Consider the following 14,289-nt stretch of genomic DNA (forward strand, 5'->3'; position numbering starts at 1 on the left):
CCGCGTGATACGGCCCCGCGTCCCGGACCACATCCCGTTCTTCGATCCCACCGTCCACCCACTTGCGTACCTTTCAGTACGTAAGTTGTAGTACTTACGAATGGAGATTGCCGTGAGCTCAGCCGGCGCCGCAGGCGACATACTCCGCCCGCCACGTTCCGAGCAGACCCAGGACTGGCTGGCGCGCGTGGAGAAGATCGCGCCCGTCATCGAGGAGAACCGCGAGCGCGCCGAGCACGACCGGGTCACCCCCCGTCCCGTGTTCGAGGCGCTGCGCGACCTGGGCATCCCGCGCATGTGGGTCTCCAAGGAGTTCGGCGGCGAGCAGCTGCCCATCGAGACGGGCTCGGCCATCATCCAGGCACTCGCCCGGCTCGACGCCTCCATCGCCTGGCAGATGGGCGTTCAGGGCGCCATCGGCCGGCTGTCGGACTACCTGCCGGACAGCACCTCGCGCACCCTCTTCCGGGACAGCGACGGCCTGGTCGTCGGCGGCGTCAACCCCTCCGGCGCCGCCGAGGCGGTGGATGGCGGCTACCTGCTGAGCGGCGAGTGGGCCTTCGCCAGCGGTTCCGCCCACGCGGACTGGCTGGTGTGCGCCGCCCCGGTCACCGACGGCGGCGAGGTCCGCCGGACCGCCGCCGGGCCGGCCGTGCGCATGCTGTTCATCCGGCGTTCCGACGCCGAGATCCGCGACACCTGGTACACCGTCGGCCTGCGCGGCACCGGCAGCAACCACTACCGGGTCGACAAGGTGTTCGTCCCGGAGGAGTTCACGGTCGACGGCTCGGCCATGCACCGCCCGCCCGCCGACCGCCCCTCCCGGGCGTATCCGATCAGCTACTACGACTTCGGTCCCTTCACCTCCGCCTCCACCGCCCTCGGCGTGGCCCAGGACGCCCTCGCCGACTTCAAGGCGCTGGCCGCCCGCAAGACCGCGACCGGTGCCTCCAGCACCCTGGCCACCAGCCACACGGTGCAGGAGAAGCTGGCCCGCGCCCAGGGGGAGGTACACATCGCGGAGACCCTGCTCGCCCACGCCGCGGCGCAGGTGACCGCGCACGGGACCGACGGCGGCGACGCGCTGACCGCGTTGGTGCGGCTGACCGCCGCGACGGTCGCCGAGAAGTCGGTGGCCGCGGTGGACTCGCTGTTCACCCTGGCCGGCGCCACCTCCGTGTACGCCACCAGCCGGCTGGAGCGCTGCTTCCGCGACATCCACTCGGCCACGAAGCACATCACGCTCTCCTCCATGCACTTCGAGACGGTCGGGCAGTACCTGCTCGGCGGAGAGCTCGTGATGCGGCGCTAGCGGCGACACCCGGACCAACCCCCGCACCACTCCCGCACCGGCCGGCGCCGGACGCCCCGGCGCCCGGCCGGCCCCCAAGGGCCCCGCACGCCCGACCGACACCACGTCCCACCACATGACGAGGACTCACTCATGCAGACGATGAAGGCCGTGCAACTCCTCGCCCCGCGCAAGACGGTGCTGGCCGACCTGCCCATCCCCGCCACCCCGGCGGACGGGCTGCTGATGAAGACCCGCTGCGTGTCGATCTGCTCGACCGACATCTCCTTCTTCGAAGGACACCTCTTCCCCTCCGAGTACCCGGTGATCCTCGGGCACGAGTACCTCGGCGAGATCGTCGACATAGGCCCGGACTTCGACAGCAGCGGCACCGACATCCGGATCGGCGACCGGATCGTGTACTGGGGCCAGACGGACTTCGGCGGCTTCGCCGAGTACCGTACCGTCCGGCCGATCTTCTCCGGGCAGGTCAAGGAAGACGTCTTCGCCGCCGACCGCAACTTCAACGACGACCACCACGCGGCGGCCGTGAAGATCCCCGAGGACATGAGCGACCTCGAGGCCTCCTTCATCGAGCCGGTGACCGGCGCGCTGCGCTCGGTGCTGTCCAACCCGCCGCGCATCGGCGACCGGGTCCTCATCATGGGCACCGGACCGATCGGCGTCATCGCGGGCAGCATCATCCGGCGCCTGCTGGCCCCCAACTCCGTCGTCTCGGTGGACAACAACCCGGCCCGCAACGTCTTCGCCGAGGATCAGTTCTCGCAGAAGGCGTACCTGCCCGACGAGCTGATCGAGACCGTCGAGGACGGCACCTTCGACTACGTCTTCGACGCCCTGCCCACCGTCAAGGTCGACGACGAGAACAAGGACCCGCGCCGCGTCGCCATGCGCAAGCTCAAGGCCGGCGGACGCTACATCCTCTACGGCGCCTCCCAGGAGATGCAGAAGTTCGACACCTGGCTGATGCTCGCCAAGGGCATCACCATCCGCTCCGCGCCCTTCGACGTCACCAGCTTCCCGATGCACAAGAGCGCGAACGTGATCGCCTCCGCCATGCAGATGCTGCGGTCGGGCGTCGTGAACGGCCAGGCGCTGCTGTCGACCGTGCACCGGTTCGACGACTACGACGGTCTGGTGGACATCTTCGAGAACTACCGCTCCACCACCGACCTCAAGACCATCGTCGACTTCCGGCGATGAGACCACTGCCGATGGAGGCGGCGGAGGAGACACTCGCTCCGCAGGGCTCTTCGCCGCCCGCAGCCGGTGCCGGGCTCGTCGTGGTGGCCAACCGGCTGCCCGTGAGCCTGGAGGAAGACGGCGCAGAAGGCGGCCGTCGGCGCTGGCGGCGCAGCCCCGGCGGCCTGGTGAACGCGCTGGAACCGTTCCTGCGCACCCACCGGGGCGCCTGGGTGGGCTGGCCCGGCTCCGCCGGGACGGCCGGCACCCCGACCCACGCCTGGCACCACGACGGACTGCTGCTCTACCCGGTCGCGCTGACCGCCGACGAGGTCGACGGCTTCTACGAGGGCTTCTCCAACGCGACCCTCTGGCCGCTCTACCACGACGTGATCATGCCGCCCCGCTACCGCCGTAGCTGGTGGGACGCCTACGTTCACGTCAACCGCAAGTTCGCCCAGGCCACCGCGGACATCAGCGGACCCGGGGCCACGGTCTGGGTGCAGGACTACCAGTTGCAGCTGGTGCCCGCGATGCTGCGGGAGATGCGCCCCGACCTGCGGATCGGTTTCTTCCTGCACATCCCGTTTCCCCCTGTCGAGCTGTTCATGCAGGTGCCCTGGCGCACCCAGCTCATCGAGGGGCTGCTGGGCGCGGACCTCGTCGGCTTCCACCGCCCGGGCGGCGCCCGCAACTTCCAGTGGCTCGCCCGGCGGCTGACCGGAGTGCGCGAGGAGCGCGCCGTGTCCGACGTCGGGGACGAACCCGGACTCCTCAGCGTCGCGGAGTCCCCGGCCGGCCGGCGGACCGTGAAGGTGGGCGCGTTCCCCATCTCCATCGACGCCGCCGACCTCGACCGGCTCGCCCGGCGCGACGACGTCCAGCGGCGGGCGGAGCAGATCCGCGCGCAGCTGGGCAACCCCCGCAAGATCGTGCTGGGCGTCGACCGGCTCGACTACACCAAGGGCATCGACATCCGGCTGCGCGCACTGCACGAGCTGCTGGCCGAGGGCCGCGTCACCGCGGAGACGACCACGATGGTGCAGATCGCCACGCCCAGCCGGGAACGCGTCGAGCACTACCTGCGCATGCGGGAGGACATCGAACGCACCGTCGGCCGGATCAACGGAGAGTTCGGCCGCGTCGGCCACCCGGCCGTGCACTATCTGCACACCTCGGTCGGCCGCGAGGAACTCGCCGCCCTGTACCGCGCGGCCGACGTCATGCTCGTCACCCCGCTGCGCGACGGGATGAACCTCGTCGCCAAGGAGTACGTCGCCTGCCGGCACGATCTGCAAGGCGCCCTGGTGCTCAGCGAGTTCGCCGGGGCCGCGGCCGAGCTGACCAGCGCCTTCCAGGTCAATCCCTACCACCTGGAGGAGGTGAAGTCGGGCCTGGAGAAGGCCCTGACCATCAGCCGGGCCGAGGCAGGCCGTCGGATGAGCGCGCTGCGCACCCAAGTGCTCACCCACGACGTGGGGCACTGGGCGCAGTCCTTCCTGAGCACGCTCGAGGACCGCACGTCGGTCGACGAGCCCGTGCGACAGACCGCCTGACAGCAGGGCGCCGCCCGGCGCCGCGCCGTCCGCCGCCGAGCGGCGGACGGCCGGCCACGGGCGCACCGGGCGCGTGCCGCGGCGGCGCGGCGACGGGGCCGCGCCGCCCGGACCGCGGGGTACCGGCCGTGCGGGCCGTGGAGGGGGACGGACAAACCCTGCCCCGGCCCGCCCCTCGCCGGACGGCGGCGCCGGCGCGCGAGCCCCGCGCGGCGGCCCGGCGGCCGGCACGCCGCCCACCCCTCGTCTCCGCCCGCCCACGCCCACACACGAACGGATGACCGCATGCCTGTCGACCGCCTCGCCTTCACCCGGACCATGTCCCGCGTACCCGCCCCTGTCACGGTGGCCACCACGGCCGACGCGTCCGGGCGGCGGTGGGGCTTCACCGGAAGTTCCTTCTCCTCGCTGTCCCTCGATCCGCCGCTCGTGCTCATCTGCCTGGACAAGGGCGCGAGCACGCACGGCGCCTTCACCTCCGCCTCGCACTTCCTCATCAACGTGCTCGCCCACGACCAGAGCGACGTCGCCCTGCGCTTCGCGACCTCGGGCGTGGACCGGTTCGAGGCCGGCGACATGACGCCCTGCGAACTCGGCCTGCCCGGACTGCCGGCGGCGGCGGCCCGCATCGCCTGCACCACCCACGAGATCCTGGACGGAGGCGATCACAGCATCCTCGTCGGCCGGGTCGAGGCGACGCACGCGGGCGACCGGGCACCCCTCGTCTACACCGACCGCGCGTTCGGCCGGCCCGTCCCCAACGACCAGATGGCCGCGACCGGATGACCCCGGCCGCGGCCGTGCTCCGGCTCGCGGTGCTGGGGACGGACCATGTGCACCTCCCGGACTACCTGGAGGTGGTCGCGCGCGACCCGCGGGCCGCGCTGGCCGCCGTCTACAGCGACCGCCCCTCACCGGTGGCCGGCGTCGAACCCGCACGGGACGCGGCCGAGGCACTGGCCGGGGCCGACGCGGCCGTGATCGTCTCCACCACGGCGCGGCACGGCACCCTGCTGCGCCAGGCCGTACGCGCCCGCGTCCCGGCGCTGATCGAGAAACCACTGGCGGCCTCCGCCGAGGAGACCGGCCGGCTCGCGGTGCTGCTCGCGGCGGCCGAACGCCCGGTCACCACCGCGATGTTCTTCCGCTGCGCACCCGAACTGAGGGAGGTGCGCGCCAAGCTGGCCGACCGCGCCCTGGGCGAGCTGGCGGGCGTGCACCTCCGCTTCACCCATCCGGGACTGCTCGACGACGTGTTCACCGGGCCCGCCGCCTGGATGCTGGCGGAACGGCACGGCGCCGCGGGTGCCTTCGCCGACCTCGCGGTCCACCTGGTCGACCTGCTGGAGTGGCTGGACCCCTCGGCCGGCCTGCGGGTGTGCGGCGCCTCCTACCTCGGCCGGCCCGGCACCGACCTGAACGTGGGCGGCGCGGCGGTCCTGTCGTGGGGCGGTGTACCGGTGACCCTCCAGGCAGGCTGGACGTCCCGGCCCGGCGGGATGCTCCTGCACATCGAGGGGACGCACGCCAGTGTGACCGTCGAACCGCGGCTGCGGGCCGGAGCCGCGCTGGAGGCCTTCCTCGGCCAGCTGAGGGGGGACCTGATGTGGGAACCGCCCACCGCCCGGGAGATCGTACGCACCGCCCGCGTCCTGGACGCCATCGACCGGGCGGCGCGCGCCGAGCCGGAGTAGACCGGCCGCCCTACCTCCCAAAGTCGTCGCGGCTCGCGCACGACCGCTGGAGAGAGTTCGTCAGTACTCGTACTGTCAAAACGAGTCGAGCAGCTCCACGCCATCGAAGAGCAACGGAGGACCTACATGACCTCGCCCCTGACCCCGACCCCTCTGATGGACCTGACCCTCGGCGTCTACGCGTTCAAGGCGCTCGGCCTGGCCACGGAGCTCGAGCTGTTCACCGAGCTGGCCGGGGACGGCAGCACGACCCTCGCCGCCTTCGCCGAACGGCACGGGATCGACGAGCGCCCCGCGGAGCTGCTGCTCACCGCGCTCGTCTCGCTCGACCTGCTGCGGCTCGAAGACGACGGCACCTACCACAACACCCCCCTGTCCGAGGAGTTCCTGGTCAAGGGCAAGCCGCGGTACTTCGGCGGCTGGGTCACGCTGGTCGACAAGCACGAGTACCCCGCCTACGTCAAGATGCTCGACTCGCTGCGCGGCAACCGCCCCTACACCTGGGACGTGGAGAACCAGGGGTCGCTGTTCCAGCCGGACGACCCGGTGGTCAAGGAGCACTTCTGGGACGCGATGCACTCGCTGTCCGCGTACACCGCCGGCCAGCTCGCCGAGCACTTCGACTTCACCTCGATCAAGACGCTGCTGGACGTGGGCGGTGGCGGCGCCGCGTACGACATCGAGCTGTGCAACCGCTACCCGCACCTGAAGACCACCGTCTTCGACCTGCCGTTCGTGTGCGAGCTGACCAAGCCCCGGGTGGAGAAGGCCGGCCTCGCGGACCGCATCTCCTTCGCCAGCGGCGACTTCTTCAAGGTCGGCGGCGTGCCGAGCGGCTACGACGCGATCCTGCTCTCCAACATCCTGCACGACTGGAGCGTGGAGGACGCCCGCAAGATCCTGCGTTCCTGTGCGGAGGCACTGTCCTCCGGCGGCGTCCTGCTGATCACGGAGTCGTTCGTCGCCGACGACAAGCGCGGTCCGGCGCCCGCGGCGCTGATGAGCCTGAACATGCTCATCGAGACGTGGGGCCGCAACTACACCGCGGGCGAGTACTCCGCCTGGATGGAGGAGTTCGGCCTGAAGCCGGAGGGTGTGACCCCCTTCGAAGGCCAGGGAGCCAACGGCGTGCTGGTCGCCCGCAAGCCCTGACGCACCGCTCCCACCCCGCCGCGCCGCTTCCCCCGGCCCGCGCGGCGCCGGCCCCCAGGACCCACCCGGTCCTGGGGGCCGTCTGCGTGTGCGCGGTCCCGTACGGCCACGCCACCGGCCCGCCGGTACGACCGGCACGCTTCGACGGGCCGGGGGCCGGTCCCCGGGAAACGGGAGCCGGCCGCCGGCCCGCGACGACGACGGAGTGACGGGCTAACCGGCCGCGGGCTCCTGCCGGCGGGCCGCGACGGCCGGGTGCACCGGCGGCTCGGCGACCCCGGCGGGGCGCTGGTTCGCGAACTCCTTGCGCAGCACCTGAACCACCTCGCCGAGCATGTCCAGTTGCTCCAGCACGGTCTTCAGCGGCAGCCCGGCGTGGTCCATGTTGAACATCTGCCGCTGGTAGTCGCCGAAGTACTCACGGAACCGCAGCGTCTTCTCGATCACCTGCTGCGGACTGCCCACGGACAGCGGGGTGATCTCCATGAAGTCCTCCAGGGACGGGCCGTGCCCGTACACCGGCGCGTTGTCGAAGTACGGCCGGAACTCCCGGACGGCGTCCTGCGAGTTCTTGCGCATGAAGGCCTGCCCGCCGAGGCCGACGACGGCCTGCTCGGGCCGGCCGTGTCCGCTCTCCGCGTAGTGGTGCCGGTAGAGCGCGATGAGGTCCTGGAAGTGTTCCTTGGGCCACAGGATGTTGCTGGCGAAGAACCCGTCGCCGTAGTGGCCGGCCTGCACGGCGATCTCCGGGCTGCGGATCGAGCCGTGCCAGACGAACGGGGGCACGCCGTCCAGCGGGCGGGGCGTGGCGGTGAAGTGGCTCAGCGGCGTACGGAACTTGCCGTGCCAGTTCACCTCCTCCTCACGCCACAGCCGGTGCAGCAGCGCGTAGTTCTCCAGCGCGAGGGGGATGCCCAGCCGGATGTCCTTGCCGAACCACGGGTAGACCGGAGCGGTGTTGCCCCGGCCGAGCACCAGGTCCACGCGTCCGTCGGCCAGATGCTGTAAGAACGCGTAGTCCTCGGCGATCTTCACCGGGTCGTTCGTGGTGATCAGCGTGACCGCGGTGGACAGGATGATCCGCTCGGTGCGCGCGGCGATGTAGCCGAGCAGCGTCGTCGGGGACGAGGGCACATGGGGCGGGTTGTGGTGCTCGCCGGTGGCGAAGACGTCGAGACCCACCTCCTCCGCCTTGAGCGCGATGCGGACCATCGACTTGATCCGCTCGTGCTCGGTCGGGACGCGGCCCGTGGTCGGATCGGGAGTGACGTCTCCGACGCTGTAGATGCCGAATTGCATGGTGCAGCTCCTCACAGGTGTGGCAGTGACGACAGGTCGCAGTGCTGCGCACCCGCTGTGGGGGAGGCGTGGGCCGTGCCGGTCCCGGATGCGCAGGTCAGGTGTCGGATCGGCCCCGGCCGGCGGCGGACAGCAAACGCGTGGCCTTCTCCAGCGCCTCGTCGTCGTCGGCTCCCGCCAGGATGGCGTCCAGCAGGCCCGGATAGCGCGCGTCGAGGTCGTCGCGGCGCAGGGACAACAGGTTCTCCCGGCCCGAGGGGTGCTGCCAGATGACACCGCTCTCGCGCAGAACGCGCCAGTGATGCGTCATCGTGGACTTCGCGGTGATCCCCAGGAGACCCAGGACGCTGCCGCAGTTGTGCTCCCCGCCCGCGTCGAGTACACGGACGACGGCGAGTCGTACAGGGCTGCCCAGCGCGGACAGCACGCTTTCGATCCGAATCTGGTCGCGGTCTGGATGGCGGCTCATATTCCCACAGTACCGCGACATTCATACTTTCCATCACCTGGGCGCTTACGGTTCGTTCGCGTCTTTCCCGGACACCGGGCGACCGGCCCGACGCCCCCTTCGGCTCCCCCGGGGAGCTGATCGCCTGCATGGATCTCCTCTCGGCACGCCCGCGTACGACCGGAGCGGTCGGCGGGGTCGCGATGGTTCGACTGTACTAAGGTTGCCGAACGAAGCAGCGTACGTAAGAATACGAACAGTCGTAACGATGCGGCGCCGCCCGGGTTGCCGGGCGCGCCGTCCGGGCTTCACAAGCCGCGAGAGAGCGCACGTTCCGAAGCTCCGAGAACCACACCACCAGATCCAGAAGGGGCACTTCTGTCATGTCCTCTACATCAGCGCTGAACCAAGGAAGCTCGGGCGGCGCCCCACGCCACTTGGGCTGGATCCTGACGCTGCTCGCCCTCGCGCAGCTGCTCTACGGCCTCGACCTGAACATCGTGTTCGTCGCGCTGCCGGAGATCGGCCAGGAGCTCGGCTTCCCCGGCCAGACCCAGCAGCTGGTGGTCAGCGCCTACGTCGTCTTCGCGGGCGGCTTCCTGCTCTTCGGCGGGCGCGCGGCGGACCTGCTCGGCCGGCGCCGGATGTTCGTTCTCGCCCTGTCGATGTACGCGGTGTCGTCACTGGCCGGCGGCCTCGCGCCCAGCCCCGAGGTCATCGTCGTGGCCCGCGCCGTCCAGGGCATCGCCGGTGCCCTGCTGCTGCCCTCCACGCTCTCGCTGATCAACACCCTCTTCGAGGAGGGCCCCAAGCGGAACCGTGCCCTCGCGGTCTGGGGCGGCGCCGGCGCGAGCGGTCTGACCATCGGCGCGCTGCTCGGTGGTGTGCTGACGGACAACTTCGGCTGGCCGTCGGTCTTCTTCGTCAACGTCCCCTTCGGCGGCCTGGTCGCCCTGGTCGCCCTGTTCGTCATCCCGCGCGACCCGGCCCGCACCGAGCGCCGCAAGTTCGACTTCCCGGGCTCCCTCACGGTCACCGGCGGCTCCACGCTGCTGGTGTTCGCGCTGGTCGAGGGGCCCGAGCGGGGCTGGGGCGACGGCCTGGTGGTCGGCGCGTTCGTCCTCGCCATCGTGCTGCTCGCGCTGTTCGCCGTGGTCGAGTCGCGCAGCTCCGACCCGCTGATGCCGTTCCGGCTGTTCAAGAACCGCAACCTCACCGTGGGCATGCTGGTCACCTTCCTCTACATGGCGACCTTCGGCGTGCTGCCGTACTTCCTCACCGTCCTGATGCAGAGCGTGCACGGCTACAGCGCCCTGCAGACCGGCCTCGGCTTCCTGATCCCCTCGCTCGCGATCGCCACGGGCACCCAGCTCGGCGAGCGCTTCGCCAGCAAGATCGGCACCCGCACCACACTGGTCATCGGCTTCGTCGTCGGCATCGTCGGCACGGCCGCCCTCGCCTTCGGCTTCGACGCCGACGCGAGCTACGGCATGCTGGTGCCCGGCCTGATCGTCTCCGGCGTCGGCCAGGGCATCGTCTGGACCGCGATGTGGATCGCCGCCGCCACCGGCACCGCCCCTCAGGAGCAGGGCGTGGCGAACGGCATCGCCTCGACCGCCCTCAACATCGGCAACGCCATCGGCCTGGCGATCTTCACCGTCATCGCCGAGATCGGCACCGACGGCAAGGCGGGCCAGGCGCTGAAGTCGGCCCAGGCGGACGGCGAGTTCCTGGTCGTGATGCTCACCGCCGCGGGCATGGTCATCGGTCTGCTCGTCACGCTCGCCCTGAAGCGGCAGTCGGCGGCCCCCGCCGTGCCCGCGCCCGGCGGCGACGAAGAAGAGGCCCTCGCGGCCCGCTGAACCCCGGACGGCGGGCACCCGGGGGGCCGGAAATCCCCCGCACGGCTCCCCGCCCGCCGTCCGGTCCTCCTCGAGAGCCGAGCGGGGACCCACGCTCGGAACCGGGCCACGGCTCCCTCCGAAGCCGGGCCACGGCTCCCTCTCCGCGACCGGGCAGCGGCCCGGCGCACCGGCCCACGGCGGGCATCGGACCCGCCGGAGCCGGCCCGCGCCGGGCCGCTGCCCGGTCGCGTCCGCGCTCCCGTTCGTCCGTGGACGCGTGCCGTCACTGGCGGGCAGGCGCGGACTTCCCAAAGTCTCCCCGGGCTGCGGTCCGCGCGTTCTCGCCGTACGAAGTTTTGCGTACTGTCATGGGCGTCGTGGCACCCCTGAAACCTCCTCTTCCCCTTGGAGAGTCATGTCCCGTCGTCTGTTCACTTCGGAATCGGTGACCGAGGGCCACCCGGACAAGATCGCCGACCAGATCAGCGACACGATCCTGGACGCGCTGCTGAGCGAGGACCCCACCTCCCGGGTCGCCGTCGAGACCCTGATCACGACCGGTCAGGTGCACGTCGCCGGGGAGGTGACGACGGGGGCCTACGCGCCCATCGCCCAGCTGGTACGGCAGAAGATCCTCGACATCGGCTACGACTCCTCGGCCAAGGGCTTCGACGGCGCCTCCTGCGGTGTCTCCGTGTCCATCGGCGCCCAGTCGCCCGACATCGCCCAGGGCGTCGACACCGCCTACGAAGCACGGGTCGAGGGCGACGACGACGAACTCGACCGCCAGGGCGCCGGCGACCAGGGCATCATGTTCGGCTACGCCACCAACGAGACGCCCACCCTGATGCCGCTGCCCATCGAGCTGGCCCACCGGCTCGCCCGCCGGCTGACGGACGTCCGCAAGAGCGGCACCGTGCCCTACCTGCGCCCCGACGGCAAGACCCAGGTGACCATCGAGTACCAGGGCTCCAAGCCGGTCCGCCTCGACACCGTCGTCGTCTCCACGCAGCACGCCGCCGACATCGACCTGGAGACCCTGCTCACCCCGGACATCCGCGAGCACGTCGTGGAGCACGCGCTCGAGCAGCTCGCCGAGGACGGCATCAAGCTGGAGACGGACGGCTACCGGCTGCTGGTGAACCCGACCGGCCGGTTCGAGGTCGGCGGCCCTATGGGCGACGCGGGGCTGACCGGCCGCAAGATCATCATCGACACGTACGGCGGCTACGCCCGCCACGGCGGCGGCGCCTTCTCCGGCAAGGACCCGTCCAAGGTAGACCGCTCCGCCGCCTACGCCATGCGCTGGGTCGCCAAGAACGTCGTCGCCGCCGGCCTGGCGGAACGCTGCGAGGTCCAGATCGCCTACGCCATCGGCAAGGCGGCGCCCGTCGGCCTGTTCGTGGAGACCTTCGGCACCGGCACGGTGCCCCAGGAGAAGATCGAGAAGGCGATCACCGAGGTCTTCGACCTGCGCCCGGCCGCGATCATCCGGGACCTCGACCTGCTGCGCCCGATCTACGCCCAGACGGCGGCCTACGGCCACTTCGGCCGCGAACTGCCCGACTTCACCTGGGAGCGCACCGACCGCGCACAGCGGCTGAAGGACATCGCGAGCGCCTGAGGAGCCGCCGCAGGCCGAGAACTCCGAACCCATAGGAGCAACCGATGCGCATCGCAGTCACGGGGTCCATCGCCACCGACCACCTGATGACCTTCCCGGGCCGCTTCGCCGAGCAGCTCATCCCGGACCAACTCGCCCACGTCTCCCTCTCCTTCCTCGCCGACGCACTGGAGATACGCACCGGGGGCGTCGCCGCCAACATCGCCTTCGGCCTCGGCCGGCTCGGGCTCGGCCCCGTACTCGTGGGCGCGGCGGGAATCGACTTCGCGGACTACGACGCGCGCCTGCGCGCGGCCGGCGTGGACACCTCCGCCGTGCGGATCAGCGGGGAACACCACACCGCGCGCTTCGTCTGCACCACCGACACCGACCAGAACCAGATCGCCACGTTCTACCCGGGCGCCATGAGCGAGGCCCGGCACATCGACCTCGGCGCCGTACGGCAGTCCGTCGGCGGACTCGACCTCGTCCTGGTCGGCGCCGACGACCCGCAGGCGATGCTGCGCCACACCAGGACGGCGCACGACCTCGACCTCGACGTGGCCGCCGACCCCTCCCAGCAGCTCGCCCGCCTCGACACCGAGGAGACCAAGCGGCTGGTGCACGGGGCGCGTTGGCTGTTCACCAACGAGTACGAGGCGGCGCTGCTCCAGGAGCGCACCGGCTGGAGCGAGCGCGAGGTGCAGAACCGGGTCGGCACCTGGGTCATCACCCGCGGCGCCGACGGCGTCACCCTGCTGTCCGGGCACACCGAGCGGGTGGACGTGGCCGCGGTGCCCACCGAACGCATCGCCGACCCGACCGGTGTCGGGGACGCGTTCCGCGCCGGCTTCCTGGCCGGCCTCGCCTGGGAGCTGCCCTACCGGCGCGCGGCCGAACTCGGCTGCGCCTTCGCCACCGTCGTCCTCGAATCCGTCGGCACCCAGGAGTACAAGCTCGTACCCGCGGACCTCGTCGCCCGCGTCGACCAGACCTACGGCCGGGCCGCCGCCGCCGAGCTGGAGCCCCTCCTGGCAGGCGTGGCATGAGCGACACGGGGACACGGCGTGCGGACGCCCTCCGCGAGGCGCTCGCCACCCGTGTGGTGGTCGCCGACGGAGCCATGGGCACGATGCTCCAGGCCCAGGAGCCCACCCTCGAGGACTTCGAGAACCTGGAAGGCTGCAACGAGGTCCTGAACGTCACCCGGCCGGACATCGTCCGCTCCGTCCACGAGGCGTACTTCGACGCGGGTGTGGACTGCGTCGAGACCAACACCTTCGGGGCCAACCTCACCGCGCTCGGCGAGTACGACATCGCCGAGCGGGTGCACGAGCTGTCGGAGGCGGGCGCCCGGGTGGCCCGCGAGACCGCCGACGCGTTCACCGCGCGGGACGGCCGTCCCCGCTGGGTGCTGGGCTCCATGGGCCCCGGCACCAAGCTGCCCACCCTGGGACACACCACCTTCGCCGCGATCCGGGACGCCTACCAGGGCAACGCCGAGGGCCTGATCGCCGGCGGTGCCGACGCGCTGCTCGTGGAGACCACCCAGGACCTCCTCCAGACCAAGGCGGCCGTCCTCGGCGCCCATCGCGCGATGGCGGCGGCCGGATACGACGTCCCGGTGATCGTGTCGGTGACGGTCGAGACCACCGGCACGATGCTGCTCGGTTCGGAGATCGGGGCGGCGCTGACCGCGCTGGAGCCGCTGGGCATCGACATGATCGGCCTGAACTGCGCCACCGGCCCGGCCGAGATGACGGAACACCTGCGGTACCTGGCGCGCAACGCCCGCGTCCGGCTGTCCTGCATGCCGAACGCGGGCCTGCCGGTCCTGGGCAAGGACGGCGCCCACTACCCCTTGTCACCCTCGGAGCTGGCGAAGGCGCAGGAGGGTTTCGTCCGCGAGTACGGCCTCTCCCTCGTCGGCGGCTGTTGCGGCACCACCCCCGAACACCTGCGCAAGGTCGTCGAGCGCGTGCGGGGTCTGACCCCGCCGGAGCGGGAGCCGCGCCCGGAGCCGGGTGCCGCTTCTTTGTACACGTCGGTTCCCTTCCGTCAGGACACGTCCTACCTGGCCATCGGTGAGCGGACCAATGCCAATGGGTCGAAGAAGTTCCGCGAGGCGATGCTGGAGGGCCGCTGGGACGACTGTGTGGAGCTGGCGCGGGAGCAGATCCGTGAGGGCGCGCACATGCT

12 protein-coding genes are annotated in these 14,289 nt (G+C 71.2%); 10 read left to right on the forward strand and 2 right to left on the reverse strand.

The genetic code is table 11. From position 1 onward, the window contains the following. The first annotated feature begins 112 nt into the window (after positions 1-112). From ACZ4W9_RS23765 to ACZ4W9_RS23790, 6 genes are all read left to right on the forward strand, one after another. On the forward strand, positions 113-1,312 hold the full coding sequence (locus ACZ4W9_RS23765; RefSeq protein ID WP_467938984.1) for an acyl-CoA dehydrogenase family protein: 1,200 nt from the start codon (positions 113-115) through the stop codon (positions 1,310-1,312). Positions 1,313-1,444: 132 nt separating this feature from the next. After that, entirely contained in the window at positions 1,445-2,515 is a 1,071-nt protein-coding gene (locus ACZ4W9_RS23770; protein WP_467938986.1) for a zinc-dependent alcohol dehydrogenase, read from the forward strand. Continuing rightward, positions 2,512-4,050 (forward strand): alpha,alpha-trehalose-phosphate synthase (UDP-forming), encoded by a 1,539-nt coding sequence (locus tag ACZ4W9_RS23775; protein WP_467938988.1) that lies wholly within the window; start codon positions 2,512-2,514, stop codon positions 4,048-4,050. Before ACZ4W9_RS23770 ends, ACZ4W9_RS23775 begins: the two co-directional genes overlap by 4 nt. A gap of 285 nt (positions 4,051-4,335) precedes the next feature. Next, positions 4,336-4,836 carry a flavin reductase family protein gene (locus ACZ4W9_RS23780; RefSeq protein WP_467938990.1) on the forward strand — a complete coding sequence of 167 codons (501 nt, stop codon included), beginning with the start codon at positions 4,336-4,338 and terminating at the stop codon, positions 4,834-4,836. Further along, the gene (locus ACZ4W9_RS23785; RefSeq protein ID WP_467938992.1) at positions 4,833-5,744 is read left to right on the forward strand and encodes a Gfo/Idh/MocA family protein; all 912 of its coding nucleotides are present in this window, start codon (positions 4,833-4,835) and stop codon (positions 5,742-5,744) included. Before ACZ4W9_RS23780 ends, ACZ4W9_RS23785 begins: the two co-directional genes overlap by 4 nt. A 126-nt stretch (positions 5,745-5,870) precedes the next feature. After that, positions 5,871-6,896 (forward strand): methyltransferase, encoded by a 1,026-nt coding sequence (locus ACZ4W9_RS23790; protein ID WP_467938994.1) that lies wholly within the window; start codon positions 5,871-5,873, stop codon positions 6,894-6,896. Positions 6,897-7,109: 213 nt separating this feature from the next. Here ACZ4W9_RS23790 and ACZ4W9_RS23795 read toward each other — a convergent pair whose 3' ends face one another. Then, positions 7,110-8,195, reverse strand: a complete 1,086-nt coding sequence (locus ACZ4W9_RS23795) for an LLM class flavin-dependent oxidoreductase (RefSeq protein ID WP_467938996.1) — start codon at positions 8,193-8,195, stop codon at positions 7,110-7,112. Positions 8,196-8,292: 97 nt separating this feature from the next. Then, positions 8,293-8,664: an ArsR/SmtB family transcription factor gene (locus tag ACZ4W9_RS23800; protein ID WP_358695018.1), complete on the reverse strand. Its 372-nt coding sequence runs from the start codon at positions 8,662-8,664 to the stop codon at positions 8,293-8,295. A 362-nt stretch (positions 8,665-9,026) separates the two neighbouring features. Between ACZ4W9_RS23800 and ACZ4W9_RS23805 the strand changes: the two genes are divergently transcribed. From ACZ4W9_RS23805 to ACZ4W9_RS23820, 4 genes are all read left to right on the forward strand, one after another. Beyond that, positions 9,027-10,505, forward strand: coding sequence for an MFS transporter (locus ACZ4W9_RS23805; protein ID WP_467938998.1), 1,479 nt, complete (start codon positions 9,027-9,029; stop codon positions 10,503-10,505). Positions 10,506-10,902: 397 nt separating this feature from the next. Then, the gene (gene metK / locus ACZ4W9_RS23810) at positions 10,903-12,111 is read left to right on the forward strand and encodes a methionine adenosyltransferase (protein WP_467939000.1); all 1,209 of its coding nucleotides are present in this window, start codon (positions 10,903-10,905) and stop codon (positions 12,109-12,111) included. A gap of 44 nt (positions 12,112-12,155) precedes the next feature. Further along, entirely contained in the window at positions 12,156-13,139 is a 984-nt protein-coding gene (locus tag ACZ4W9_RS23815) for a carbohydrate kinase family protein (RefSeq protein ID WP_467939002.1), read from the forward strand. Further along, the coding region (locus tag ACZ4W9_RS23820) for a homocysteine S-methyltransferase family protein (protein WP_467939004.1) at positions 13,136-14,289 on the forward strand (1,154 nt) is incomplete at its 3' end. The genes ACZ4W9_RS23815 and ACZ4W9_RS23820, both read left to right, overlap by 4 nt.

Source organism: Streptomyces sp. NPDC029296, assembly GCF_055569255.1.